We start from the raw sequence: 26,650 nt of genomic DNA, 5'->3' as shown, positions 1-26,650 counted from the left end.
TGGACTTCATTCCAGAGCAGGCTGTTCCTGTCGGTAACGGGATGGTGACATGCCGGACCAGCGCTTGAACTGACGACTGAAATGGGCGATATCCTTATAACCAAGCATGACGGCAATATTTTGAACGGACAGCTTCGGATTGCCCAGAAGAAGCTTCGCTTCATGCAAAACCAACTGGGACAATACAGCACGTGGAGACTGACCGAACACCTCCTTAAACACTCGATTACAGTGAGAAGAACTGATGCCCAGCTCTGCTGCTATATCATCAATGCCATAGTGACCGTTGGACTTGTGTCCCTGTTTGAATTGCTGACTCATCAGGCCTTGCAATCGATTACGAATCTGGTGGGCGAGTTCGATCTTCTCGTGTCCGTCGGTAAACCATTGCGCTGCCTCTTGCGAGACCGCCTCCCACAGATGGCCAAATAGTTCAAATACCGCAGATTGCAACTGCATGCGCTGCACCATTGTACTTGCTACTTCATCATCCGCAGATGACATCAATTTGCGCAAAACAGGCTCGATCTGCTGCGTAACCGGACTATCTGCACTGAATCGTACTTGTTTGATGCGCGCAAGCAACGATAGGAACAACTGATCATCAATGTCAAAATGCATGCAAAAATACGTGAATCCCTTGCCGTTATGGCTCTGGCTGGAATGAATACTTCCCGGAGGAATCAGGAGTAGTTCGCCAGCCTTTTGAATATATAGGGTGCCGTTCACCATCATGCGTTGCTCGCCTTCCGTGACATAATTCAATTCATATTGAGGGTGCTCATGCGCCGGATAATCCCAGTCCGTACCGACACTTCGTAAATGAATGGCGAACAGATTAACCGTTGTTTGCACATCTGGATAAAAAACTTCATGGACACTTTCTCCCAAAGTAGGAGGCAAATACGTTGAAGACATGGAAGATCCTCCTTTATTTAGAGGTTGTTCAAAAAGTGCGATTTTGAACATGCACTTATATCAAATGGAATGTTTTTGTGTAACCGCTTTAATTCATTATAGTCTATCAGCTTGATTTGGGTAAATATCCGATTGATTTGATCATGGTCGGAGGTGGAACCACGTGTTAGGATGGGGCTAATGAAAACGTATGCATACCATTCTGAGAGGGGTTATGATTCATGAGCACATTCAAATCCATCTTTTATAATGCACATCACGCACCGATTGGTGCTTTTGCGAGTTTTACACTGGGTTACAAAGGAGCCAAAGGCGGGCTGGGTCTTGAACTCGGCAAGCCGGCTGACCAGAATGTATATATTGGATTACAATCTCGCGATGGCGACAATTATCAGGCGCTTCCTTTTTATGAAGCTTCCGAGGATGAGAGCAGCCGCTATGATGTAGAGAAGTTGGAAAATGGGGACCCGGCGTCGACAACAGCGACCAAAGTTCCACAACCTCTTATTACGGCTTTTCGCGATGAAGATATTACGCGTGAATTTACCTCAGGTACGGATACGTGGACTGCTGGAGATCTGACGTTCCGTATCTACTCGCCTGTACGTCCAGTACCTGATCCAACGAATGGGGATCGTGAAGAATTAATGGATGCACTCGTACCTGCCGTATTGGTTGAGATGACAATTGATAATACGGAAGGTCAACAATCCCGCAAAGCCTACTTTGGTTATCAGGGCAATGATCCGTACTCTGCGATGCGTCTGATTGGGGGACCGGAAGGTGGCTCCATCACAGGTGTGGGACAAGGTCGACTTACAGCGATTATGTCAGCAGATGACGGACTGTGGCCCGCACGCGGATTTACGCTGGAGAAACTGTTGCAGGAGAAACATCAGGAGAATCTGGCATTTGGACTTGGTTCAACAGCTGCACTACTGATGGAGGTTCCGGCTGGAGAGAAACGTACGTATCAATTCGCAGTATGTTTCTATCGCGGGGGCATTGTGACGACAGGAATGGACACAACGTATTGGTATACGCGGTACTTCTCCGATATTCAGGCTGCAGGAGAGTATGCACTTCAACGCTTCAGTGAGTTGACTGCATCCTGTGGAGAGGTTGAACAACGCCTTGGATCGGCTGCTTTGACCGAAGATCAATCATTCATGCTTGCTCATTCCATTCACAGCTATTATGCCAGTACTCAACTGCTGGATGCCGATGGTGAGCCACTCTGGGTGGTGAACGAAGGGGAGTATCGGATGATGAACACACTTGATCTGACGGCTGATCAGTTGTACTTCGAGCTTGCCTTGAATCCATGGACGGTGCGTAATGAGCTGGAGTGGTTTGTGAAACGATACAGTTATACGGATCAGGTTCGTTTCCCGGGGGAAGAGAAGTTATATCCGGGCGGAATTACCTTTACCCATGATATTGGTGTTGCCAATGTGTTCTCACGCCCTGGACACTCGGCATATGAGCTGGTTGGCATTGACGACTGTTTCTCACAGATGAGCCACGAGGAACTGGTGAACTGGCTCTGCTGCGCGACAGTATACATTGAACAGACACAGGATCAAGCTTTTGTGAAAAACATGTTGCCTGTTATCCAGGATTGCTTCGAAAGCATGCTTAATCGTGACCATCCCGACGCAGAGCAGCGTAACGGTCTGATGGGTCTGGATAGCAGCCGCACCCAAGGTGGAGCGGAGATTACAACTTACGATAGCCTGGATGTGTCACTTGGTCAGTCTCGCAATAATATCTATCTGGCGGGTAAATGTTGGGCGGTCTATGTTGCATTGGAGAAGCTGTTCGCAACTGAGAAGTTGGCCGATCTGTCCCATCAAGCAGGGCTTCAAGCGGATCGCTGCGCTGCCAGTATTGCTGCACAGTTGACTGATGGCGGCTACATTCCAGCTGTTATTGCAGAAAATAATGATTCTCGAATCATTCCGGCGATTGAAGGTTTGGTGTTCCCGTACTTTACAGGCTGTGAAGCAGCACTGGATGTCAATGGTCGTTTTGGACCTTATCTGAAAGCACTCCAAACTCATCTGAACACGGTTCTTGTACCGGCAACATGTCTGTTCGAAGATGGGGGCTGGAAACTGTCCTCAACAAGCAATAACTCGTGGCTGAGCAAAATCTATTTGTCCCAGTTTATCGCTAGAGAGCTGCTGGGTGTGGAATGGAATGAGACAGGCAAGGCAGCAGACGCGGCTCATGTCAACTGGCTTCTGCATCCGGAGGAATCCTACTGGTGCTGGAGTGACCAGATCCTGTCTGGTGTGGCGGTTGGCAGCAAGTACTATCCGCGTGGTGTAACGTCGATTCTATGGCTACTCGAAGGAAAAGGGAATCGCCTTGCGCAGATCTATGCGAGCAAGGAGGCGGTACAATGAGCCAATCCGTCGTTCAATCTGTCTTGTCGGGTCCACAGTACGATGCGTGGCTGGGGTATCACTCTGAATTGCCAGAAGCGAATGGACTTGCTCAAAAGACGGCTCCTGCGTGGAGCAAGCTGATATTGGTGGGAGAGAACCATGGAGTGATCACAACAGCTCTGACCGAACTTTCACGGGGACTGGAAAGGTTATATGGCGTGAAACCGTCGGTCAGTCATCTGTCTGATACTCAGGAAAGTGAACGGGACAATCATGCTTCCGCTCCCGCAATACAAATCGGCACTTGGACAGGGAGCGATACCGTGGCCGGGTTGTTCAGCGAGACAGAGCGTTCAACTGTTCAAGGAGAAGGGTACATCATTCGTGAGAACGAGACCGAGGGTGTGCTGGTCATTGGATCAGAGACCCCCCAAGGTGTGCTCTATGGTGCATTCCATCTGCTTCGAGAGTTGACAATGGATCAAGGAAGTGCACATGAGGCGGATAGCGCTGTGAAGAAGTGGAGCTTCATTACAGAGCAGCCAACGAATGCGCTACGGATGATTAATCAGTGGGATAACGTGGACGGCAGCATTGAGCGTGGTTACGCAGGAGAATCCATTTTCTATGATAACGGGGAATTCACGCTGGACTTGGGACGCATCCGGGATTACGCACGTTTGCTCGCTTCCACGGGAATCAATGCCATATCGATCAACAACGTCAATGTTCACCGCCGTGAGAGTCTGTTTCTGACAGAACGTTATCTTAGTGATGTGGCGAAGGTTGCCGCTGAATTCAGAGCGTATGGTATTCGATTGTTCCTGAGCGCCAACTACGCAAGTCCAATTGAGATTGGTGGTTTACGTACGGCTGATCCGCTGGATGCGCAGGTACGGGAATGGTGGAACATTCAAACGGCCAAGGTGTACGCAGCGATTCCGGATTTTGGCGGTTACCTGATCAAGGCAGACTCCGAGAATCGTCCGGGACCGTTCACGTATAACCGTGATCATGCCGATGGTGCGAACATGCTGGCTGAAGCCCTTCGGCCATTCGGTGGATTGGTCATCTGGCGTTGCTTTGTCTATAACTGCAAGCAGGACTGGCGGGATCGTTCCACTGACCGTGCACGTGCAGCTTATGACCACTTTACGCCGCTGGACGGGCGTTTTGCCGAAAATGTCATTTTGCAGATCAAAAACGGGCCGATGGACTTTCAGGTGAGAGAGGCGGTATCCCCGCTGTTTGGTGCCATGGAAAATACAAATCAGGTGATTGAATTTCAGATTACACAGGAGTATACCGGGCAACAACGTCATCTCTGTTATCTGGTTCCTCAGTGGAAAGAAGTATTGGACTTTGACACATATGCCAAAGGAGAAGGTTCAGAGATCAAGCGAATCGCGGACGGTTCTCTGTATAAACGACCATACAGTGGCTTCGCCGCAGTATCCAATATTGGTGCAGATGCCTGTTGGACAGGACATCCACTCGCGCAGGCGAATCTATATGGATATGGAAGACTTGCGTGGAACCCGGAGCTGTCCGCGGAAGAGATTGCTGATGAGTGGGTGAGACTCACATTTGGACATGAAGACGAAGTTGTGCGGCAGGTTACGGGCATGCTTTTGACTTCACTAGATATCTATGAGAATTATACGGCGCCTCTCGGTGTAGGCTGGATGGTTAACCCGGAACATCATTACGGGCCGAATGTAGATGGATACGAGTATTCCAAATGGGGAACGTATCACTTTGCCGATTGTCATGGCATTGGTGTAGATCGCACCGTGAACAGCGGCACAGGATACACTTCACAGTATCACCCTGAGAATGCTGATCGTTATGAGTCCGTAGACACCTGTCCGGATGAGCTGATCTTATTTTTCCATCACGTGCCGTACACCCATGTTCTGCATTCTGGTAAAACGGTCATTCAGCATATTTATGATACACACTTTGAAGGTGTTGTGCAGGCAGAGGCGTTAGCCGAGATATGGAGACAGCTGGAGGGCAAAATCGACCCGGTTATTTTCAGCAAAGTTGCTTCATTACAGGACAACCAGGCCGAACATGCCAAGGAATGGCGGGACATGATCAATACGTACTTCTATCGCAAGAGCGGCATTGCGGATGAACAAGGTCGAACAATCTATTGAGTGGAATTGGGAATGCGGATGAACTTGGTGTTATGAAGAAAAAAGATACCTTGTTTTCTTTGATGTACAATAGACAGCATGGACATACATGAGGAGGAGAACCGTATGGGACAACATCAACTACCCGAGACCATGAAGGCCGCTGTCATGACAGAGCCAGGACACATTATTATTGAGGAACAACCCGTCCCGCAACCGGCAGCGGATGAGGTGTTAATCCAGGTAATGGCTGTCGGGGTGTGTGGCTCGGATGTGCATTATTTTGAACATGGACGCATTGGCAGATTTGTGGTGGAGAAACCGATCATTCTGGGTCATGAGTGTGCTGGGATCATTGCTGCTGTTGGCTCGAACGTATCACGTCTGAAAACAGGGGATCGGGTTGCTATTGAGCCTGGGGTGACTTGCGGACGCTGCACGGCATGTAAGGAAGGTCGTTATAACCTGTGTCCGGATGTACAATTTCTGGCGACCCCTCCGGTGGATGGGGCATTTGTACAATACATGGTGGTACGTGAAGATATGGTATTCCCGATCCCGGATCACCTGTCTTATGAGGAAGCAGCTATGAACGAGCCATTCTCTGTTGGTATTCACGCTGCACGCCGCAGTAAACTGGCTCCGGGTACAACCCTGGCGATTATGGGCATGGGTCCCGTTGGACTCATGGCCGTAGCTGCTGCCAAATCTTTCGGTGTAGAGAAGATCATTGTAACGGATCTGGAGGAAGTTAGGCTGGAAGCAGCTCGCCGCATGGGGGCCACTCATACCATTAATGTGCGGAATGAAGATGCGCTGGCTGTGATTCGCGAGTTAACAGGTGGTGTGGGTGTTGATACTGCATGGGAAACAGCTGGGAATCCAAAGGCGCTACAATCTGCTCTGTATTCACTTCGACGTGGAGGAAAACTTGCGATTGTGGGCCTGCCTGCACAGGATGAGATCGCACTCAATGTTCCATTTATTGCGGACAATGAAGTTGATATCTATGGCATATTCCGTTATGCCAATACGTATCCGGCAGGAATTGAGTTCCTGAGTTCCGGTCAGCATGACGTGATGTCCCTGATTACAGATCGTTATTCACTCGAAGAGACACAGCAAGCGATGGAGCGCGCATTACACAATAAAAGCGGCAGTCTGAAGGTCATGGTATATCCGAACGGTATGTAAGAACAACCTGGAAGAGTCCTGCGGTATAGGACTCTTTTTTTGTTTTTTTTGCAAAAAAGTATGGGTCAAGCTCCCATAACATGGTATAATTCATGAAGATTTTAATATATAAATGGATACACACCATATTGGTGAATAAGTACTTAGCGAAAGGAACTGAAGGTTGTGAGAGTACATGAATTTATGATACACGCTGATTTTCATCGGGATGATCTGATGTCGGTATCTTCTCAAGCGTCGCGTTTTTCCTCGGATATTATTTTGTCGTATATGGAGTCTGAGCATGAGCATCGTGTAGATGTCAAAAGCCTGCTTGGAATGGCGTTACTACCCATTCGATATGGTAGTGTTGTCAGATTACAGACAAGAGGCAGGGATGAACTGGAGGCTTTGGAGTACATGTTGAATGTACTGGAGAAAGGGACGGCGTGACACCTGATTAGGTGCAAAATCACAGATATCATAATTTTTTTAGCTATTCCTCAAATCCTGCTGGTACTTTGTCCAAAAAAAGAGTATAATAAAATGTAGTTTGATTCTAAAGAAGTACCCATATTAAAGGAGTGTAAATAGATTATGCCAAAAGTTGACATCCATCCAAAGACACAACTCGTAATTTTTTACGATGCAAGTGCTGATTTCAAATTCCTGAGTTCTTCCACGAAGTTCTCTAACGAAACTATGGAATGGGAAGACGGTAACTCTTACCCAGTAATCCGTGTGGACACTAGTTCCGCATCCCACCCGTTCTTCACTGGTAAACAAAGAAACGTGGATATCGGTGGCCGTGTTGATAAATTTAACCGTAAATACAACATCACCAAATAATTTTGTCCATACATTACAAGAAAACCTCGGGATTTGTCCTGAGGTTTTTTTTTGTACATATTCAGGGTAAAGGCTAGTGAATTTTACTTGAAATTAATATTTGTAACTATATAAATTGAGATAAACATTTACACAAAACGGAGAGGACAGAAAGAACCTGAAGAAGCGGAGCGTTCGCCTTTATCCCCGGATTTTCCCCTTTAGAAAAAGGAATCGAAAAATCTGGGGATAACAGCGATCGGAAGGTTGTTCTGTCATCGAAGTGACCAGTGTAAATATTCCTTAGTTCAATTTATATAGAAATATCAATTCATAATAATTAATTCAACCAATTATTGCGCTTACAACACATTCGGATGTACACTAGGAAACAGAGTACGAACATATTGGAGGAGGAAATAGAGATGAGCAGCATCACACATATGGTAACGTTTACACTTTACGCGGGTAAAGATACACCGGAGGCCGAAGCCTTTTTGAAGGAAAGTTCGGATGCACTGGCTGTCATTCCTGGGGTAGAGCAATTTCAGGTTTTGAGACAGGTAAGTGAGAAGAATGAGTTTGACTACAGCTTCTCGATGGTCTTTGCAGATCAGGCTGCGTATGATGCATACAATAATCACCCGGTTCACCGTCAGTATGTAGAAGAGCGTTGGGAAAAGGAAGTCAGTCGCTTCCAGGAAATTGATCTTATTCAACATCATAATTAAATAGTCTCCACATATAGGAAAAAAGTTGAACTACCATATACAGCATTGAACAATGCTGTATATATCTCTGAATAACGCGTAATTAATGAACAAAAATAACATATTTTCGAAATCGTTTTCGACTATTTCGAATAAATAATTTCAAGGAGGTTTTCGCTGTTATGCAATTGGATCTCTCAGGAAAAACGGCTCTGGTTACAGGCGCAACCGGACAACTGGGGAGAGTCATCGCCCGCACGTTGGCAGCCTGTGGCGCCAATCTGGCTCTACATTACATAAATAATGATACCAAGGCTCGGGAGCTTCAAGGTGAGATTGAAGCACTCGGTCGTCAGGCTGTAATTGTACAGGGAGATATTACAAAGCAGGATACGGCATTTCGGATGCGTGATGAAATTCAGCCTGTCCTCGGCGGAGTGGATATTGTTGTTGCCAATGCAGTCATTCAATATGAATGGACAACAGTATTGGAACAGTCTCCTGAAGATTACTTGAGCCAGTTTGAATCCTGTGTCATGCAGAGTGTGTATCTTGCCAAAGCTTTCATTCCACATATGCAAGATATCAGAGCCGGTCGGTTCATTGGTATCAATACGGAATGTGCGATGCAAAATTTCGCTCACCAATCGGCCTACACCGCTGGTAAGCGTGGAATGGACGGTGTATATCGCGTACTTGCCAAGGAGGTTGGCGAGTATCAGATTACCGTAAACCAAGTTGCACCTGGATGGACGATAAGTGAGCGTGATCGGTCCAGTGAGCCTGGACATGATGAGGCATATACGCGTACCGTGCCGCTGAAGCGCAGGGGTGAGGATCAGGAGATCGCCAATGCGGTAGCTTTTCTCGCTTCGGACCTGTCCTCCTTTATCACAGGTGCCTATATCCCGGTAAGTGGTGGCAATGTGATGCCTGCTATCTAGTATCTGATTTGGATTCGGGAATTCACATGAAAATGAATAATCTGAGTGTAACCGTAATCCGTTTGTCATTCGACAAGCGGATTTTTTGGCATTTGCTATGGCTGGAATAACGGTATAAGGGGCCGGTTTTGTTTCATATATCCAGACATACATATGAGTTGGTTCGGTTTTCGGAAGATTGGGGTATAAGAATAGGTATATTAACAGAGTGGAAACATAACCAAAATGAGCAATTAAAGGAGACCCATCACTTATGAAAAAAACAGTCGCGGACGTTCTGGTTGAATCCTTATTGAACGCTGGCATCAAACGCATATATGGCATTGTTGGAGACTCCTTGAATGCGGTACTCGACTCCATCCGTCGATCGGGCAAGATCGAATGGATTCATGTACGTCATGAAGAAGTAGCTGCATTTGCTGCTGGGGCGGACGCTCAGGTCAGTGGAAGTATCGCTGTCTGCGCAGGTAGTAGTGGTCCTGGTAATATGCATCTGATTAATGGTCTGTACGACTGTCACCGCAATCGTGTTCCTGTACTCGCCATCGCTGCACATATCCCAAGTGACGAGATTGGCAGTGAATATTTTCAGGCGACTCATCCGGAGTATCTGTTCCAGGAATGTAGCGATTATTGTGAAGTCATTACAACAGCCAAACAGATGCCGCGTTCTCTGACGATGGCCATTCAGACAGCAGTTGCACGTTCAGGTGTGTCTGTGGTTGTATTGCCGGGGGATGTAGCAGGACTTGAAGCAGCGGATCTTCCTGTGCCTGAGCATGTGTATCACGCAACCAACCCCGTGGTACATCCTTCTGAGCCTGAACTCGTGAAACTGGCGGAGTATCTGAATCAAGGCAAAAAAATTACGTTATTGTGCGGTGCAGGCTGCGCAGGCGCTCGGGAACCCCTTATGCAGCTCTGTGATCGTTTGAAATCCCCGATGGTTATTGCGCTACGAGGCAAGGAATATTTGGAGTATGACAACCCCTATTCCGTGGGTCTTACGGGTCTAATTGGGTATTCATCCGGTTATCATGCCATGATGGACTGTGATGTATTATTAATGCTGGGAACGGATTTCCCATATCGTCAATTCTATCCCGAAGATGCGAAAGTCCTTCAGGTCGACATTCAATCTTCCCATCTGGGTCGGCGCACGAAGCTGGATTACGGCGTATGTGGGGATGTGAAAGCGACCCTTGAAACTTTGCTTCCTTATCTGACAGAAGAACACAGTGACAAACATCTGCGTAAAAGTGTGGATCGTTATGTGAAAGTACGCAAAGATCTGGACGAGCTGGCCGTTGGAAAACCGGGTAAAAAGCCCATTCATCCGCAGTACCTGACCAAGGTCATTAGTGATGCCGCAGCTGAAAATGCCATCTTCACCTGTGATGTCGGTACTCCGACAGTATGGGCGGCCCGTTATATCGAGATGTCTCGCAATCGCAGGCTGCTCGGTTCATTCAGCCATGGTACGATGGCAAACGCTTTGCCTCAGGCAATTGGCGCTCAGGTCGCTGATCCGGGCAGACAAGTCATCTCTTTGTCGGGTGATGGTGGTATTACGATGCTGATGGGTGATCTATTGACATTGAAACAGCATAATCTGCCGATTAAAGTCGTGGTGTTTAATAATGGAGCACTCGGTTTTGTTGAGCTGGAGATGAAAGCTGCCGGATTCCTGGAATCGGGAACAGAGCTTGTCAATCCCAACTTTGCGATGGTTGCTCAAGCCATGGGCATGGAAGGCATTCGGGTAGAGGATCCGGATGAACTCGAAGGAGCTGTACAGCGTGCGCTTCAGCATGATGGTCCTGTGCTGATTGACGTGGTGGTGAATCGTCAGGAATTGTCCTTACCTCCGAAGATTGATATCAAACAGGCGGAAGGATTCACCTTATGGATGATGAAAGCCGTGCTCAACGGACGCGGTGACGAGATTATTGAATTGGCAAAAACGAATTTGCTGCGTTAATGTGTTTCGATAAGCGGATGTGCACCGTTTGAAGTTATAGAGATACCGACTTGAAAAGTATTGTATATGTAAAAGAGGAGCATGCAACTAGGCGTAATAGTTGTATGCTCCTTCAATATAAATGCTGAAAATGTGACAGGGAATATAGTATGAATACATATTATATGATTTGTTTTTATGTCGAAAGTCTATTAGAATAGGTAAAGTCAAGAAGGTTTTATGCCATTTTTGACCTACATATTGCATCATTACATGTAAGTACGTTTCATATCGTATTCATCGATCCAATCACAAGATGACACACACACATGGAGGAGATCAACATGAGTCACGCAGGAAAAGTAGCCATTATTACTGGAGCAGGAAGTGGATTGGGCCAAGCAGCAGCACTGAAGCTAGCTGAGAAGGGTGCATCCATTGTCGTTGTGGATCTTGTCGAAGAGACAGGTCTTGAAACGGTTAAGCAGATTGAGAAGCTGGGAAGTAAAGCTATTTTTGTACAAGCAGACGTGAGTAAAGCACCTGAAGTGGAGAATTATGTGAAAAAAGCAGTCGAAGAGTTCGGACGAATCGACATGTTCTTTAATAATGCAGGTATTGCAGGTCCTGGGATCAAGCTGATTGAACATACGATTCAGCAGTTTGACCAGATTATTGATATTAACCTGAGAAGTGTATTCTACGGGTTGAAGTATGTAATTACTGAAATGCTCAAAACAGGTGGAGGTTCCATTCTGAACACGGCCTCCACAGCGGGTATTGTTGGTGTACCCGCAGTTGCACCATACGCAGCAACCAAACATGGCGTAGTGGGCTTGACCCGCACAGCTGCGATTGAATATGGCAAGGACAACATTCGTGTAAATGCGATTGCCCCAGGTACAATTGAGACGCCAATGGTCATTCAGTTCGGTAAAGACAACCCTGAAGTGTTCAAGGCAACCGTCGACAGCATTCCATCCGGACGTCTGGGAAGACCGGAAGAGATTGCGAATTTGGTTTCCTTCCTGCTTGGAGATGAAGCGCCATATATCAATGGTGCAGTATATCCAATCGATGGTGCAGTTACGGCTCAATAAGAGTTCTGCTTATCGGTAATAGAATAGCCGTTAAAATGTTTAAAGAGAGGCTGCTGTATACATACAGTGCCTCTCTTTTTGGTTTGTTTTAAACTTCACGAATCTAGGGAATCAACATAGTCTTTGGCTTCCTTCAACGAAAGACCTCTGGCTTCACGCAGTCGTTTGATCGCCATAATTTTTTTCCCTTGTTGTATAAGTGTGAGCAGTTCCTGATCCAGATCCGTTTGGGCTGGTTGGCTTGTATGCGAAGGGGATGCTTCCTTCGGCGACAAGGTGTAATTGAAGTCGGAGCGTGTGCCTGCGGTTGAACCGTTCTCCAGACGCTCCACATCTCTTTTCAATTCATTCAATTGACGTTGCAGGCTGGTGACTCTGACCAGTAACACAAGGATCAGAAGCAGCAAAATGATCCATACCAAGGTGTTCATTTCCATGATGTAAGGTGCCTCACTTTCAATTATTCATATTTAGGCATTATTTTAGTTGAACCGGAATTTCCTTGACACCACGAACAATCATGCCGGGTCTCCATTCGAGTTCATCCACATCAGCCTGTAGCTGCATATTAGGAAAACGATTCAGAAGTGTGCTGACTGCAATCTCACCTTCCAGACGAGCAAGCGGTGCTCCGAGGCAGAGATGAATGCCTTTGCCAAAGGCCAGATGCGAACTCTTCTCGCGTGTGATATCGAAAATATCCGGGTTATTGAATTGTTCCTCATCCTGATTAGCCGAATCAAGCGCAACAATGACAAGTTCACCTTGAGCGATATGCTGTCCACGGAATTCAATATCTTCCAGAGCCCAGCGAGATGTGCTGAACTCCACCGGACCATTGTAGCGCAACATCTCTTCAATGGCGTTGTGAATAAGCCCCGGCTGCTTGATGAGCAGTTCGCGTTGCTCAGGGTGCTCCAGCAGTGCAAGTATCCCATTGCCGATGAGATTAACCGTCGTTTCATGACCCGCGATGATTAACAAGGAGACTACGCCAAGCAATTCTTGTTCAGTTAACTGTTGCCCGGATTCTTCTGCAATGACGAGTTGGCTGATCAGATCAGGGCCGGGATCTTGGCGTACTTTCGCAAACCAAGCAGTCAGGTATTCCGTAAACTCTCTGGCATGCTGCTCGAACAGCTCTGCGCTCTCAGCTGTGGAAGCATCGATTACCGTATTGGACCACATGCGGAATTTGTCACGATCCTCAATAGGGACGCCCAGAATCTCACTGATGACAATGATGGGCAGCGGGAAAGCAAAGTCATCGATCAGATTCATTTTTTCCTGTGACGCAAGGTTGTCCAGCAGATCATCAGCAATGTCCTGAATATGGCTGCGCATGTCTGCAACCAGTTTGGGTGTGAATGCTTTCTGCACAAGTCCCCGAAGACGCCGATGATCTGGTGGATCGGAGAACAGCATGTTATTGACAAAGATACTTTGATTTTCAGGTCCATAACGTTTGGCAATATCTTTAGTGAAGCGAGGATCTTTCAGGATCTGGACTGCATCCTCGTATCGGGTAATGATCCAGCCGAACTCCCCGTGAGGAAACATGACTCTGAAAACAGGCTCCTCTTTTCTTAACTTTTCATATACCGGGTAAGGGTTGTGTGTGAATTCTTTCGTGAAAAACGCTGGCTTTGAGGACTCTTTGGCTTCATTCGGGTTCAAATGCAAAATCTCCTCTCATATTCCTGCATAATACCTGCACCCTCTATATATTCAATACACAAGCTTTTGAAACCTTGTTTTTTCTTCATATGGATGATAGAGCAGGAAAATAGAGGAAGATGGAAGAAGACATGGTAGAGAGAATTGGTTATTATGCTTGGTAATAATGAAAATGAGGTGAACGCTGACATGTCTTACGCACAACTTCCTTTGCATCACCACCAGATTCCGGCAAGTCGAATTGTTCTTGGGTGTATGCGGTTTGGGGGTGAATGGGATGGGCTCCCCATTACTTCAGATCTTGTCGTAGAAGGTCATCGAGCGGTAGAAGCAGCTATCGAAATCGGCATTAATCACTTTGATCTGGCGGATATTTACACACGTGGCAAGGCAGAGTATGTCTTGGGGCGAGTTTTATCCGAAACTCCTGGCTTGCGTGAACAGATCATTATACAGTCGAAGTGTGGTATACGTCTTGTGGGTGATGATGAAGGACCGCAGCGTTATGACACCTCAGGTGCACATATCCTGGCGAGTGTGGACGGTATCCTGGAACGGCTCGGGATCGATTACCTGGATATTTTGCTGTTACACCGTCCTGATCCGCTCGCCCATCCGCAAGAGATTGGAGAAGCACTGGCTGAGCTGCATCATTCCGGTAAAGTGCGCCATTTTGGTGTGTCCAATATGGGGTCTGAACAGATTCGCCTTCTTCAGCTTCATAGTAAAGTACCTCTGATTGTGAACCAGCTGGAGATGAGTCTGGACAAAATCGGATTCGTAGAAGCCGGTGTGACAGTTAATCGGCCCCAAGCGAGAGACAACGTATTTCCCTATGGCACAATGGAATATTGTCAGGCAGAGCATATTCAACTGCAGGCTTGGGGTCCACTTGCTCAAGGACGATTTAATGGCAGGATCGTCGAGGGACAGCGCGCGGAGATTGAGCATACGGCTCAATTGGTAGATCGAATGGCCAAGGAACGTGGTGTTACATCTGAATCCATTGTACTGGCTTGGTTAATGAAACATCCAGCAGGGATTCAGCCCGTGATTGGCTCGATTCGGCCAGAGCGTATTCTGGCCTGTCGTGATGCGACGAATATGGAGCTTACCCGTTATGAGTGGTACGAGCTGTATTCCGCTTCATGCGGACGTAGAATGTAAGTAGGGAATTCTGAGAGATTGGTCAGTTTCGATTAAAATTCATAGATGTTGGGTGAAATTTGAACATATAAGAAAACACAGGCTGCTAATGGCCTGTGTTTTCTTTGTAATATTCAGCTTCATTTGGTTGAAACACATGATCGAAAGTTTAATGAATCCTGAGGTCATATGGCCTACAATGCGTTTACATGGGTAATAAGCATGCTGATTCGGATCCGCAACCAGTGTGTTGGCACGGCTGTAAGGATGTTTTATCTTCATACTTGCGCTAGAGGCTATGTCCATGGACTTAGGAAGAGTGCTGATAAGAAGGACGTTTCAACCATTTTTATCGTTTTACCGGGTAGTTGTTCGAGGGCTGTGATAAAATGATAGGAATAAGAACATACGATCTGTTTAATTGAGAGGAGACACCTTGACGATGGAGATGCTCAAACCACCCGCCGAGACATTATACGAGGTTGAATTACGTGCGCTTCGAGAGGAAGATCAGGGGAAACGTCCTCCGAACTGGCTGTTATCTCCCGCCTATGTGCGCGATTTTATTATAGGCAGGGATAAGCCTGCATCATTGAATGGAGAAGAGATCCCGATTACCCGCAAATTCTATGGCAATGACGTGTTAATTGAACGTGCAGTGGTTACTCTGGCAGGCAATCGAGGATTAATGCTCGTGGGAGAACCCGGGACAGCCAAAACTATGCTGAGCGAACTGCTGACCGCAGCAATCTCCGGAACCAGTCTGAATACGATTCAAGGTACAGCAGGCACGACAGAAGATATGATCAAGTATTCTTGGAATTACGCCATGTTGCTCGATAAAGGCCCTTCGGAAGCTGCGCTTGTACCATCACCGTTATATAACGGAATGAAGAAAGGTATTCTTACCCGTTTTGAAGAGATTACACGTTGTCCCGCGGAAGCGCAGGATAGTCTGATCAGTATTCTCAGTGACAAGGTCATGAGCATTCCTGAACTGGATGGTGGTGTACTGTTTGCTCAACCAGGATTTAACGTCATTGCTACAGCTAATATTCGGGATAAAGGTGTTAACGAAATGAGTGGTGCATTGAAACGTCGGTTCAATTTTGAAACGATCAAGCCCATTCATAACGTGAAGATGGAAGCCAAAATTATTGAATCCCAGGCACGAAGCCTGTTATTACATAGTGGAATTGATATTGACATTAACCCTGATGTGGTTGAATTACTGGCTACAACATTTATGGAACTGCGCACCGGCATGACACGGGAAGGATACAAGCTCGATACCCCTCAAACATCCATGAGTACAGCGGAAGCGGTGTCTGTCTATGTCCAGAGTGCGATGACTTCCTATTATTACGAAGATAAGGCTATTGCACTGGATCGGTTGGTGCAGAACATGCTGGGCACCATTGCAAAGGAAAACGACAAGGATCTGTCCATTCTCAAAACCTATTTCTCCAAGGTCGTAAAAGAGCGTTCCAGAGAAGAGGGAATGTGGAAGGACTATTATGAGGAGAGAAAATGGATCGGTTAACAGCAGTTCTGGACCCTGATGTTGAGCAGTTACAATGCTTGTTCGAGTCCCAGGTATATAACCTGAGTAATCATACGGTTTATTATCCTATTAGACACCACAGCCCTGCATGTTCGTATCACTTGTTACGATTAATCGGGGAGTACAAGCCGGATATCATTCTAATCGAAGGACCGGAGAGCGGTAATCCATTAATTTCGGTGCTGAGTGATGAGGCAACGATACCTCCTGTCAGTCTGTACTATACCTATGAGAGTGAATTGGAGAGAGAAGCCTGCTATTATCCGATGCTTCGGTATTCGCCTGAATATGTAGCTTTGAAAGAAGCAAAACGGCTGGACATTCCGGCGAAGTTTATTGATTTGGACTATCAACACTTCTCCACTCGTGCATCCAAATCCGGCCAGACAGAACAAAAGGAGATCTCCATTCAGGACGAAACCTTGCTTGCGGGGTCTGATTTCATTAACCGATTATGCCAAAAAACAAACTGTCGCAGTTTTGATGAATTGTGGGAAAAGGTGTTTGAAATTGGTGGTCTGGAAAAATCCACTCGGGCATTCGTGCAGGATGTATTCACGTATTGTACTTTATCCCGAATGTGTTATTCCACGGAACGATTACAGTCTTCAGGTGATCTGGCAAGAGAAGCACATATGAGACAACGTATTCAACAAGCGGTGCAGGAGCATGACCGTGTGCTTGTCATTACCGGTGGGTTTCATACGTATGGACTGTTGGTGTCAGAGAAACATGAATCGGAATTGGAACAGCCAGAAATGAATAAACGACATACAGACCAACGTTTGGATGGACAAGGTAAACCAGGAACGTCTCAACAAAGTGCGGTTAATCCAGATACGGTTCACCAACAAATGTACCCAATGGTCTATACCTTTGCTGAAGCGGATCGGCTCAATGGATATGCGAGCGGCATGCCTTATGTAAATTATTACGATCAGATCTGGAACCAGCTGCTTCGCAAAAAGAGTACACCGTATAATCTAACGGCTCTGGACTTGTTATCTCGGCTGATGCGCCAATTAAGGGATGGACACGAGCATGTATCAACGAGTGATGCAATTGAGGCGTACAGCATGATTCAAGGTCTTGCCGGGCTTCGTGGTAAAAGGGAAGGCGGCGTCTATGAGTTGATGGATGCAGCACTCTCTTCCTTTGTGAAGGGTGAGCTTACCTTGGCGACTGATAAACCGCTGCAAGAGCTGCAGCAGTTATTGACAGGAGACGTCATTGGAAGCGTGGCTCCCAATTCATTCAGTATTCCCATCGTGGAGGACTTCAAGGCGCGTTGTACAGAGTACAAACTGCAGATTCGTACAACAGGTCAACACAAGAAAGTGCTGGATCTGTATGCGAAACCGGAGCATCGTCAGATAAGCCAATTGATTCAATGCATCACCTATCTGGTTCCGGAATTCGCGAAACGGCAATCGGGGCCGGACTGGATTGCAGAGCATGATATGAATCTTGTTCGCGAAACCTGGGTTTACATGTACTCATCTCGCATTGAAGCCAGATTGATAGAGAACTCTCTCTATGGTGGAACACTTGCCAGGGCGGCTACACGCAAAATGGAAGAACAGATGCAGGAAGTACCGGATCATCATAGCGGTGAACTTGCCCGACTCATGCTTCAAGCGCTGCTCATGGGACTTCAGGACACAGCGATGAAACTTTATGAACAGGTGCGCTCAGCGCTGAGAACCGACGGGAATTTCCTTTCCTTATGTAACAGTCTGCATGTCTTGAACCGAATTCATCAGCACCGCAGGCTACTGGGACTATCTGACGAGCAACAACTCCCTGAGCTAGTATCCGAGGCTTACAGGAATGCCGTAGACAAGTTGTTACAGCTCTCCAGAGCCAATCCGGATGAACATGAAGCCATTATTCAGGGATTGAAGCTTTTAGCTATGCTCGCGGAGTCATCAGAGGGGGATTTTCAGGATGAGACATTCCGAATACATCTGAATGAGCTTCTGTCTGATCACCAGCTTCCGGCTCAGCTGGAGGGTGTGTGTGTGGCTATTTCCTCAGGGCTCGGTGACAGGCCCAGGGATGAGATTGTTGATCGTGCTCGCGGGTATATCCATGGTACACCGGATCAGACCCGTCAAACGGCACTTTTTTTACAGGGAGTATTCACTGTAGCACGTGACGCTTTTTTATATGAAGATCAGCTCTTGTCCGAGTTGAATTATCTGATTGAACAGCTGTCATACGAGGATTTCATCAGCATGGTACCGGAATTAAGGCTGGCATTCACCTACTTCACACCAATGGAGACGGGCTTGATTGCTGAACGGGTGGCGAGTCTGCATCAGGTTGAACCAGAGGAGATGTTAAGGCCTGCGGTGGATGAGCAGATGCTGATCCAGTCCAAAGCATGGGACGAAGCGCTTCGAAAGGAGTTTGCCGCATGGAAGCTAATATGAATAAAGCGAATCGGACAACGGAAGAAATCGGAGAAATAGATGAAACTTCCAATCCAGATGGAAGCAACCGAGGGGATCAACAGCCTGCTGAAACTTTAAATCGATGGCGTCTCATTCTCGGTGAATCAGCCGAAGAAGGGTTGTGTAATACAGACCAATACACTTCGGCTGAATTTCAATATACGGAAATCGATGAGATTTTGGGGTATCTCTATAACCGTGAATACGGTGAAGAACAAGGTTACCGAAAAGAGGGAGGACGCGGTGCGTCTAACTTGACTGTACCAAAATGGCTGCACAAAGTCAGGGACCTATTCCCCAAACCAACGGTCGAAATATTGGAGAAACAGGCGCTTGATCGTTATGGGCTGACAGAATTGTTAACGGACAAAAAGCTGCTTGAATCCCTTGAACCCAACATGAATCTGCTCAAGAATATTATGCAGTTCAAAGGACGGATGAAAGGTGAGGTATTAAAGAGCGCCAAGGATATCGTGCGAACCGTGGTTGAAGAGCTGCGTAGTAAGCTGGAATCTCAGACCCGAGCGAGTATCATGGGCAAGCGCAGTCGCTATACCTCGAGTTCAGTACGATCTTTGCGCAATCTGAATTTCAAGCGAACTATCACCAAAAATTTGAAGAATTACGATAAAAACAAGCGCAGGTTTGTAATTGATCGTCTGTATTTCGACGGGAATATCCAGCCCCATAACAAGTGGAACATCATCATTGGTGTGGACGAGAGTGGCAGTATGCTGGATTCAGTCATCTACAGTTCGGTGATGGCCAGCATCTTCTATCGCTTGAATGCGCTACGCACCCAATTATTCATATTTGATACGCAGGTTGTTGATCTGAGCGACAGACTGGAAGACCCCGTAGACGTGCTCATGAATGTACAGCTTGGCGGGGGCACACATATTACGAAAGCGTTGCGTTATGGCGAGACGTTAATCGATAATCCAGGCAAAACCATCTTTATTCTGGTCAGTGATCTGGAGGAAGGGTACCCGATTGCGCAGATGTACAAAGCCTGTAAAGATATCATCGATACAGGATGCAAGCTACTGGTTCTCACCGCGCTCGATTTTAACGGGGATTCAGTCTATAACAAACATGCCGCACAGACGTTAACGAATATGGGCGCACATGTAGCCGCAATTACGCCTAACGAACTCGCGGATTGGATTGGCGAGATCATCACTTAAATTCAAGGAGGAATGTGTAATGCTTACCGCAGACCGCGCAGTTGAAACTTTGGTGGAGAAATTCGCAGTAACTTGTTCAAACGAGTATTCATTAAAAACAGATCGCAGCTCCGAAATTATCGATTACGTCTTGGGAACGACAGACAAGTTCCCGGATATGATGGGAAATTCGAGTCATTATGTGTATCAAACGATTGATCTGCTCATGAAGCTTGCCAAAAAAGACGATGGAGATATCTTTTACCGTGCCGGGGCTATTGTGATATATCTGGAATCCAATTATTCCAAAAGAAATTCATGGAGAACGGATGCCTTTACTGTCTGTATGGGAAATGATTCCGAAGCTTACGGATTAAGCGGGAAGAGCAAAAGCGCTGATCGCATGGATGGATTGTTGTCTCGGTTGGAGAAGATCAAACAGTTTGCAGGCGAGAACGAAATTTTGACTGAATTAAAGAGTAAATTAAAGCGTGCCCAGTGGCTTTTTGATTCCAAAAAAGCGGACAGTCAAGGGGATTACCGGGATGTAATTAATGCATTAATGCTGCTGCAACTATATTCAAGACTCAGTGACACGGCTTCTCATCTTGCAGAGGTTCAATCTTCTGTTCAATCGTTACCAGTGTTGTTTCAACATGTGATGGCTAATGATGCAGATAAGTTGCGAGACGAGCTACATACGTTGATTGAACCTGTAGTGGTCAGTAATATTCAAGGAAAACATAACGGATCTTCCCAAGAATTGAAGGATGAATTCCTCAAGGAGAAGCGTAGTCAGCTCATAGCTGAACTGTATCCCAATACGTCTTTCTCTTCAAAAGAGCAATGTTCAAACACAGTATTCCATCAAACTATGATACTTGTGAGTGGTGCCTTGTTGTACCTGATTAACATTAGTGGAGGTAAACAACGGTTCCTTGATACAAATAGTGAGATTGGGCATGTTTTGCTTCACACAGTACATCAATTACATGAGATTTATCCACTTGAAGTTCGCCGTTACTTGCTGAGTATGGACCCTAGAGCCAAGAGTCCAAATGATCTGCTTGCTGGACTTGTGCCTCTGGATGAACCTTATCAGTTGGTTGAAATGTTGCGGGACGAGCTTAATTCGTACACGGTATCTTGGAACATGTTACAATCCGCGATCGCGAATCGTCCTGAACAAGCGATTCGAGCATACGAGATTATCAAACCGCCATTCCTCAAACTCTGCATTCAGAAATTCATGGAGGATCAAGGATTGACATTGCCTAATGCGGAGGGGTCACTGGAGCAAGCGGTATTTAACGCTCTTCGGCATCCTTTGGACGGGGGACGTCAAGGACTTGCGATTGCACGATACTTAAGTGGGGAAAACACCCTGGAGGAATACTGGGAGGACCCGAGTAGTCGCGGGTTGTTTAATCAATTGAATCGGGATAAGAAGCGTGTTCACAACCTCATTAGTATTAGTTTTCTGCCCTTGGATTCGGAGGCGATGCGCAGGTTCGCAATCCTGACCACTCATCCCGATTGGACACTGGATATTATCTCGGACATGTACAATTCATACGCGTTTAGTGGAGAGCAGCTACTTCAACGTTATGGGCAAGATCCTGAGGTGCAACGTGAGAAATTGCTAACCAGCCTGATCTCACTCAATGGCATGACCGACTACAGATACAAATCGATGCCGCATGACGAATACCGCCGAATCATTCAGCAGAATCTGGACTATGCACTGACACAGTACAAGAAACTGCCAACAGATACACGCATTTTAATTCTGGAGATTACCTTTGAACAGCGTGATGAGTTATCGAAGAAAATATTGGCTGAAGCGATTCGTGCCGGACTGCAGGATTCTTCCAAAAAGGCCAACGGCGTGGCGTTAGCGGAATTCAACCGTATTCCTGATCAGGACTTGTATACGCTCGTATACCTCTCGGAGAAAAAAGTGGCGATCAAAGAGATGGCTTTGACCGCGATCCGCAGTTTGGAAAACAGCAAGGAGCTGTATGGTGAGCTTTTGAAAAAAGAGAAGTCCGATGAGTGGAAGAGCTTGATCCAAATTCTGCTGGATACCGCAGATCTAAGTCCAGAGTATGCCCATGCTGCACTCGCTGATCAGGCGGATGCCAAAAAGTTGTCGAGACTGAGCTGGTTGTCCTTGAAAGATCTCACTTCACTGATACGTATTGAAGACAATCAGCCTTTAGATGACCGGATTAAACAGTATGCTTTGGTCCAATCATTGGATCATACATCCGGTCCTAATGAACGGTTGAATGAATTACGAGATTACGTAAGTGAGGCATCGCTCGCTCGTTTTGCAAGTGAATTGCTTCAGGTCTGGATTCAAGAAGGTGCCCCCGCGAAAGAAAAGTGGGTGATGTATGTTTCAGCACTCTTTGGCGATATTCAGATTGTGAATATTCTGGCTCCGCAAATTAAGGAATGGACAGAGAATAGCCGTGGCGCGATTGCAGCAGATGCTGTAAAAGTGCTCGCTTATCTGAAAGATCCATCCGCTCTTATGGCGATTGATAAAATCAAATGTGGCGTGAAGAACCGTCAGGTGAAAGGTGCAGCAGAAGAAGCGTTGCAGCTTGCAGCCGATAATATGGGGCTTACCTCGGAACAACTCGAAGATCGGTTAGTCACCACGCTTGGTTTTGATGAAAAAGGAACCATGCAGCTGAGTTACGGAGAGCGTTCCTTCCTTGTTAAGGTCAATGGGGACTTACAAGTCGTTGTCTTAAATGAAGAAACAGGCAAATCTGTGAAGAGTCTGCCTGCTCCTGCACAGAAAGATGATCCTGAATTGGCAGCGCAGTCCAAGGCACGTTTCACACAGCTGAAAAAAGATCTCAAATCCATGGTTAACATTCAGGCGCAGCGTCTGGAAGAGTCATTGTCCAAGCAACGTCTGTGGTCTGCCGATGAGTGGAAAGCCCTGTTTGTACAAAATGTAATCATGCAGAAATTTGCTGTTGGTCTGATCTGGGGAACGTATGAGGATGGCGCATTAATCAGCACGTTCCGTTATATGGAGGACGGCACCTTCAATTCCGTGGATGAAGACGAGGTTGATCTGCCTTCAGGTGCACAAGTCGGACTTATACACCCGTTGGAGCTGGATCAGGTGACACTTGAAGGTTGGACAACGCAGTTGGAGGATTACGAGATCAAGCAGCCATTCGAGCAATTAAATCGTGAGATTCACCAGCCAGAAGATGAGGATAAAACGAAGAATGAATACGATCATCTGCCCGAGTCTGATTTTTCACCAACGGCTTTCCCCAAAGCACTGGAGAAATACGGTTGGATCAAAGGACCGGCTCAGGACGGCGGCTGGTATCATGAATTTTATAAAGAGTACGGAGATCTTGTTGCGGAATTGCAGTTCAGTGGTACGAGCATCACGTATTACGAGGGATTGGATGACATTACCCTGGAATCCCTTCATTTCTTCAAACCGAATAACAAGCAATATTATTACTATGGTGACAACAAATCCATTGCTCTAGGCAACGTTCCAGGTCGCGTGTTCAGTGAAACGATCTACGACATTCTGAGAGCAACGGGGCGTTGATGACGTGAGTGGATTCAAGGAAAAATTCCGGATTTTTTCGAAGCTGTGTACGGAGGATTATCTGATCCGGTATGCCAACAAGGGGTTGTACAAAAGGTCTTTGAAGGAGTTGGACAATGGTGTAAGTGTATCGTACACATGGAATGCATCATCTGTGAGTTGTCAGCTCAGTGACGGGACACAATGTACGCTTGAGAATACACTAGATCATTGGGAATGCTCCTGCCCGGCCGATCATATCTGCAAGCATGTGCTGATTGCAATTCTGTATGATCAACGTGAATATACGGCAGAGGATTCAATGAATACAGACGATAAGCATGCGCTGGATAAGGGCTCAGGGATACCGGATAATAATCCGTTGGACGTACCAAAAAACGTATCAGTAACAGAATCAGCATCAAACTTAGTATCAAACGTGGATGATTCAAGCGAAAATCCGCATTCAGTTTCTCGTGAGATCGAGTCTCGCTTCCGCTGGATGACGGAGTCTGACCTTACTGTGTTAATTAAATCGTATAGTTCTTCCATGATTGAGGAAGTTGTTTTCCGACTGAGGTACCCAGAGGAAATTAAGATCATTGAAGATTCACTTCTTACGGTTCATCTGACCACCCAGAATATCGAGGTGTCTTTTACTGAGGAACCGAACCTTGCCAAAGCACTATGTAAGGTGCAGCAGACTGCTGGGAAAATGGCCAAGCTTGAAGCTCTGCTACGGTACCGGAACTTAAAAGGCCTGGATGATACGGATGCATTAAGTGGACGGGTGTACGAGGCCGAGTTCTCTCTTCAGACAGTGCAGGAATGTCGGGTTATGCTGGCAGGATTGTTGAAGACGGGACTGGCCCGCCTTCCTCAGTCCTATATGGCACAACTGGAGACTTTGGCAATTGCAGCTCATAGTGGCAACCTGCCTGATATAGAACGTAGTCTGCGAGGGATTCAAGGAGAACTACAGTTGTTTTTTAACAGACATATACGTTTCTCCATGCAATCCATGTTGGATCGGGTAAGCAAGCTGTATCTTGCACTCCGGGTTCTTGAAGAAGAACAGGTGTCTGTCATTCAGCAGAGTCAGCTCATTGGCAGTTTTCGAAGTAAATACTTTACGGTTCCTTCACTTCACCTGTATGGACTGGGAGCTGATGCGTGGGAGACACGATCCGGTTTCCGTGGAATCACCTATTATTTCTATTGTTTCGATGATGAGGAAATCTACACCTATAGCGATGTACGTGCTGTATATTATGATGATCAGCAGTTCTCATATACAGAGCATTATGGTGCATTCACACCATGGTTGCCTAATCTGACCTTTCGCCAGTTCGTGGGCGAAGAAGTTCAATTCCATTCCGTTAAAGTGAATGAAGAACGCCGGATATCTTCCGGGGAAGGTGCCAAACTTGCTATTTTGCCACGAACGAGTGTGGAAACGTTGAATCTGGGCAAAACCATGCAAGATGTAACGACTGTACTTCAAGAGGAATCGCGATCGTTCGACTTGTTTGCTGCTCCCAAAGAACGATTGGTTGTGATCAAAGTTGCTCGAATCGTGGACCATAACTTTGTCAAACAAACGCAGGAGCTTGTCCTGACGGTTGAGAATACCGAAGGGGAAAGACTGGCACTCACTCTCCCATATTCATCTGACTGGCAGGCGATGATCCAAAGACTGGAGTCAGGATATGGTTCCCAATCGCTTGAACACTTCTATGCCTTTGTGCGTGTGGAACCAAAACGGATTAGCCCAATCAGTTTCCTGAAGGGTCAAACGGTGCTCAGTCTGAAACTGGATATCGGTAATGGGAGGATGGGCAGACTTGGAAGAATATAATCAGTTCATGCAGAGAATTAACGGCTGGTCAGAAGAGTTGCTCCTGCGTGGGTTATCTCAGTTTACGATCCGGGATATTGAGGTACTTGAGCAGCTCACAGCGGAATCCTTGCGGTTGCAGATGAGTTTCCTGCATGAGTTGTTGAATCACCTCATCAAGGAAGGGCGTAGCGTGGCTCTTGGACAAGGTAATGAAGAGTTGCTGTTATTTCAGTATTGTCGTCTCACCCAATATGTACAATTGAGTGTGCAAGAAGAGGCGTAATATTGGTTAGTATTCCAAGCGAAGACCCATGAGAGCGATATGATGTAGTAAATAAGATGTATTATAGAAGATGAGAAGATTTGCAGAAGGCCACAAGGTCACTGCAAATCTTTTTTTATCGTGGAGTAAGTAAAAGTCATTTGTTAAACGAATATAGGTAGGTAGCACGGATCAATACGAGCATTCGTGATATGAGCATGGAAGGGAGGGATACATAATCGTGGAAGAAGAACAAATACGGAAGGCAGTAGTAAATCGTGATCCTGAAGCCATGGAATGGGTGATGAACCACTACGCAGGTTTGTTATGGAAGATTGCTCATTCCATCCTACATCATGCATCGGTAGAAGAGATTGAAGAATGTGTAGCAGATACATTTTTTGCTTTTTGGCAGAATCCGGATGCATTTCAATCTGGGCGAAGCAGCTTGAAAAATTACCTTGCAACGATCACAAAACATAAAGCGATTGATCGCTACCGGAAACTTAATCGAAGAACTGAGCTTACATATGAAGAGGAGATTCATTCGGTGCAAACGGATGATTTGTTGGTTCAGATGATCAGTAAAGAGACATATACGGAACTTAATCAAATGATTGAATCTTTTCCAGAACCTGAACGGGAGATTATGAAACGTCGGTTTTACGAAGGACAGAGACCCCATGAGATATCGGAAGCATTGTCCCTACACGTTAGGCAAGTCCATAACAAGCTTTATCGCTCCAGGCAACGATTGAGGACATGGTGGATGAACAGGAAATAAAGGAGGCGATC

The 26,650-nt window shown here is 46.4% G+C and carries 20 protein-coding genes; 17 read left to right on the top strand and 3 right to left on the bottom strand.

Annotated elements, in window-relative coordinates:
* Positions 1–6: 6 nt before the first annotated feature.
* Positions 7–918 carry an AraC family transcriptional regulator gene (locus MKY66_RS16835; protein ID WP_076215383.1) on the bottom strand — a complete coding sequence of 304 codons (912 nt, stop codon included), beginning with the start codon at positions 916–918 and terminating at the stop codon, positions 7–9.
* A gap of 221 nt (positions 919–1,139) precedes the next feature.
* Here MKY66_RS16835 and MKY66_RS16830 point away from each other — a divergent pair, with 221 nt between their 5' ends.
* The 9 genes from MKY66_RS16830 (at position 1,140) to MKY66_RS16790 (ending at position 12,167) form a co-directional block, all read left to right on the top strand.
* On the top strand, positions 1,140–3,329 hold the full coding sequence (locus tag MKY66_RS16830; protein ID WP_076215381.1) for a glycoside hydrolase family 52 protein: 2,190 nt from the start codon (positions 1,140–1,142) through the stop codon (positions 3,327–3,329).
* Positions 3,326–5,473, top strand: a complete 2,148-nt coding sequence (locus tag MKY66_RS16825; RefSeq protein ID WP_076215378.1) for an alpha-glucuronidase family glycosyl hydrolase — start codon at positions 3,326–3,328, stop codon at positions 5,471–5,473. Before MKY66_RS16830 ends, MKY66_RS16825 begins: the two co-directional genes overlap by 4 nt.
* A gap of 105 nt (positions 5,474–5,578) precedes the next feature.
* A complete protein-coding gene (locus MKY66_RS16820) occupies positions 5,579–6,646 on the top strand; it encodes an NAD(P)-dependent alcohol dehydrogenase (RefSeq protein WP_076215375.1) in 1,068 nt (355 codons plus the stop codon).
* Between the two features lie 183 nt (positions 6,647–6,829).
* On the top strand, positions 6,830–7,078 hold the full coding sequence (locus MKY66_RS16815; protein WP_017688214.1) for an HPr family phosphocarrier protein: 249 nt from the start codon (positions 6,830–6,832) through the stop codon (positions 7,076–7,078).
* Positions 7,079–7,222: 144 nt separating this feature from the next.
* Positions 7,223–7,474 carry a type B 50S ribosomal protein L31 gene (locus tag MKY66_RS16810; RefSeq protein ID WP_036613829.1) on the top strand — a complete coding sequence of 84 codons (252 nt, stop codon included), beginning with the start codon at positions 7,223–7,225 and terminating at the stop codon, positions 7,472–7,474.
* Between the two features lie 404 nt (positions 7,475–7,878).
* Positions 7,879–8,184 carry a Dabb family protein gene (locus tag MKY66_RS16805; protein ID WP_076215373.1) on the top strand — a complete coding sequence of 102 codons (306 nt, stop codon included), beginning with the start codon at positions 7,879–7,881 and terminating at the stop codon, positions 8,182–8,184.
* Positions 8,185–8,345: 161 nt separating this feature from the next.
* A complete protein-coding gene (locus tag MKY66_RS16800) occupies positions 8,346–9,107 on the top strand; it encodes an SDR family oxidoreductase (RefSeq protein WP_076215370.1) in 762 nt (253 codons plus the stop codon).
* A gap of 253 nt (positions 9,108–9,360) precedes the next feature.
* Positions 9,361–11,088: a ubiquinone-dependent pyruvate dehydrogenase gene (gene poxB, locus MKY66_RS16795; RefSeq protein WP_076215368.1), complete on the top strand. Its 1,728-nt coding sequence runs from the start codon at positions 9,361–9,363 to the stop codon at positions 11,086–11,088.
* A 323-nt stretch (positions 11,089–11,411) separates the two neighbouring features.
* Positions 11,412–12,167, top strand: a complete 756-nt coding sequence (locus MKY66_RS16790) for an SDR family NAD(P)-dependent oxidoreductase (protein ID WP_076215365.1) — start codon at positions 11,412–11,414, stop codon at positions 12,165–12,167.
* A gap of 95 nt (positions 12,168–12,262) precedes the next feature.
* Here the strand turns inward: MKY66_RS16790 and MKY66_RS16785 are convergent, their stop codons facing one another.
* Together MKY66_RS16785 and MKY66_RS16780 are read right to left on the bottom strand one after the other, a co-directional pair.
* The gene (locus MKY66_RS16785) at positions 12,263–12,604 is read right to left on the bottom strand and encodes a ribosomal protein L7/L12 (protein ID WP_076215362.1); all 342 of its coding nucleotides are present in this window, start codon (positions 12,602–12,604) and stop codon (positions 12,263–12,265) included.
* Positions 12,605–12,644: 40 nt separating this feature from the next.
* Positions 12,645–13,844 carry a cytochrome P450 gene (locus tag MKY66_RS16780; protein WP_076215359.1) on the bottom strand — a complete coding sequence of 400 codons (1,200 nt, stop codon included), beginning with the start codon at positions 13,842–13,844 and terminating at the stop codon, positions 12,645–12,647.
* A 189-nt stretch (positions 13,845–14,033) separates the two neighbouring features.
* On the opposite strand from MKY66_RS16780, the gene MKY66_RS16775 reads away from it, so the two are divergent.
* The 8 genes from MKY66_RS16775 (at position 14,034) to MKY66_RS16740 (ending at position 26,639) form a co-directional block, all read left to right on the top strand.
* A complete protein-coding gene (locus MKY66_RS16775) occupies positions 14,034–15,011 on the top strand; it encodes an aldo/keto reductase (RefSeq protein ID WP_076215445.1) in 978 nt (325 codons plus the stop codon).
* Between the two features lie 421 nt (positions 15,012–15,432).
* Positions 15,433–16,533, top strand: a complete 1,101-nt coding sequence (locus tag MKY66_RS16770; protein ID WP_076215356.1) for an AAA family ATPase — start codon at positions 15,433–15,435, stop codon at positions 16,531–16,533.
* Entirely contained in the window at positions 16,521–18,989 is a 2,469-nt protein-coding gene (locus MKY66_RS16765) for a DUF5682 family protein (RefSeq protein ID WP_076215353.1), read from the top strand. The genes MKY66_RS16770 and MKY66_RS16765 overlap by 13 nt, the downstream gene beginning before the upstream one ends.
* A complete protein-coding gene (locus MKY66_RS16760; RefSeq protein WP_256704320.1) occupies positions 18,974–20,197 on the top strand; it encodes a VWA domain-containing protein in 1,224 nt (407 codons plus the stop codon). The genes MKY66_RS16765 and MKY66_RS16760 overlap by 16 nt, the downstream gene beginning before the upstream one ends.
* A gap of 19 nt (positions 20,198–20,216) precedes the next feature.
* Positions 20,217–23,774 carry a DUF4132 domain-containing protein gene (locus MKY66_RS16755; RefSeq protein WP_076215350.1) on the top strand — a complete coding sequence of 1,186 codons (3,558 nt, stop codon included), beginning with the start codon at positions 20,217–20,219 and terminating at the stop codon, positions 23,772–23,774.
* A 4-nt stretch (positions 23,775–23,778) separates the two neighbouring features.
* Complete coding sequence (locus tag MKY66_RS16750; RefSeq protein WP_076215347.1) at positions 23,779–25,611, top strand: hypothetical protein; 1,833 nt, start codon at positions 23,779–23,781, stop codon at positions 25,609–25,611.
* Positions 25,598–25,876: a hypothetical protein gene (locus MKY66_RS16745; protein ID WP_076215344.1), complete on the top strand. Its 279-nt coding sequence runs from the start codon at positions 25,598–25,600 to the stop codon at positions 25,874–25,876. Before MKY66_RS16750 ends, MKY66_RS16745 begins: the two co-directional genes overlap by 14 nt.
* Positions 25,877–26,096: 220 nt before the next feature.
* Complete coding sequence (locus MKY66_RS16740; RefSeq protein WP_076215341.1) at positions 26,097–26,639, top strand: sigma-70 family RNA polymerase sigma factor; 543 nt, start codon at positions 26,097–26,099, stop codon at positions 26,637–26,639.
* Positions 26,640–26,650 lie beyond the last annotated feature (11 nt).

This window comes from Paenibacillus sp. FSL R5-0766, assembly GCF_037971845.1.
Lineage (GTDB): Bacteria > Bacillota > Bacilli > Paenibacillales > Paenibacillaceae > Paenibacillus.
The sequence above is the reverse complement of the archived record's forward strand: the minus strand, read 5'-3'. Positions and strand labels throughout refer to the sequence as shown.

Excerpts from the sequence above, each read along its gene's own strand:
- MKY66_RS16805 (WP_076215373.1), top strand. The coding sequence starts at position 7,879 with ATGAGCAGCATCACACATATGGTAACGTTTACACTTTACGCGGGTAAA.
- MKY66_RS16790 (WP_076215365.1), top strand. The coding sequence starts at position 11,412 with ATGAGTCACGCAGGAAAAGTAGCCATTATTACTGGAGCAGGAAGTGGA.
- MKY66_RS16810 (WP_036613829.1), top strand. The coding sequence starts at position 7,223 with ATGCCAAAAGTTGACATCCATCCAAAGACACAACTCGTAATTTTTTAC.
- MKY66_RS16770 (WP_076215356.1), top strand. The coding sequence starts at position 15,433 with ATGGAGATGCTCAAACCACCCGCCGAGACATTATACGAGGTTGAATTA.
- MKY66_RS16775 (WP_076215445.1), top strand. The coding sequence starts at position 14,034 with ATGTCTTACGCACAACTTCCTTTGCATCACCACCAGATTCCGGCAAGT.
- MKY66_RS16800 (WP_076215370.1), top strand. The coding sequence starts at position 8,346 with ATGCAATTGGATCTCTCAGGAAAAACGGCTCTGGTTACAGGCGCAACC.
- MKY66_RS16835 (WP_076215383.1), bottom strand. The coding sequence starts at position 918 with ATGTCTTCAACGTATTTGCCTCCTACTTTGGGAGAAAGTGTCCATGAA.
- MKY66_RS16820 (WP_076215375.1), top strand. The coding sequence starts at position 5,579 with ATGGGACAACATCAACTACCCGAGACCATGAAGGCCGCTGTCATGACA.
- MKY66_RS16815 (WP_017688214.1), top strand. The coding sequence starts at position 6,830 with ATGATACACGCTGATTTTCATCGGGATGATCTGATGTCGGTATCTTCT.
- MKY66_RS16765 (WP_076215353.1), top strand. The coding sequence starts at position 16,521 with ATGGATCGGTTAACAGCAGTTCTGGACCCTGATGTTGAGCAGTTACAA.
- MKY66_RS16830 (WP_076215381.1), top strand. The coding sequence starts at position 1,140 with ATGAGCACATTCAAATCCATCTTTTATAATGCACATCACGCACCGATT.
- MKY66_RS16825 (WP_076215378.1), top strand. The coding sequence starts at position 3,326 with ATGAGCCAATCCGTCGTTCAATCTGTCTTGTCGGGTCCACAGTACGAT.
- MKY66_RS16755 (WP_076215350.1), top strand. The coding sequence starts at position 20,217 with ATGCTTACCGCAGACCGCGCAGTTGAAACTTTGGTGGAGAAATTCGCA.
- MKY66_RS16785 (WP_076215362.1), bottom strand. The coding sequence starts at position 12,604 with ATGGAAATGAACACCTTGGTATGGATCATTTTGCTGCTTCTGATCCTT.
- poxB (WP_076215368.1), top strand. The coding sequence starts at position 9,361 with ATGAAAAAAACAGTCGCGGACGTTCTGGTTGAATCCTTATTGAACGCT.
- MKY66_RS16760 (WP_256704320.1), top strand. The coding sequence starts at position 18,974 with ATGGAAGCTAATATGAATAAAGCGAATCGGACAACGGAAGAAATCGGA.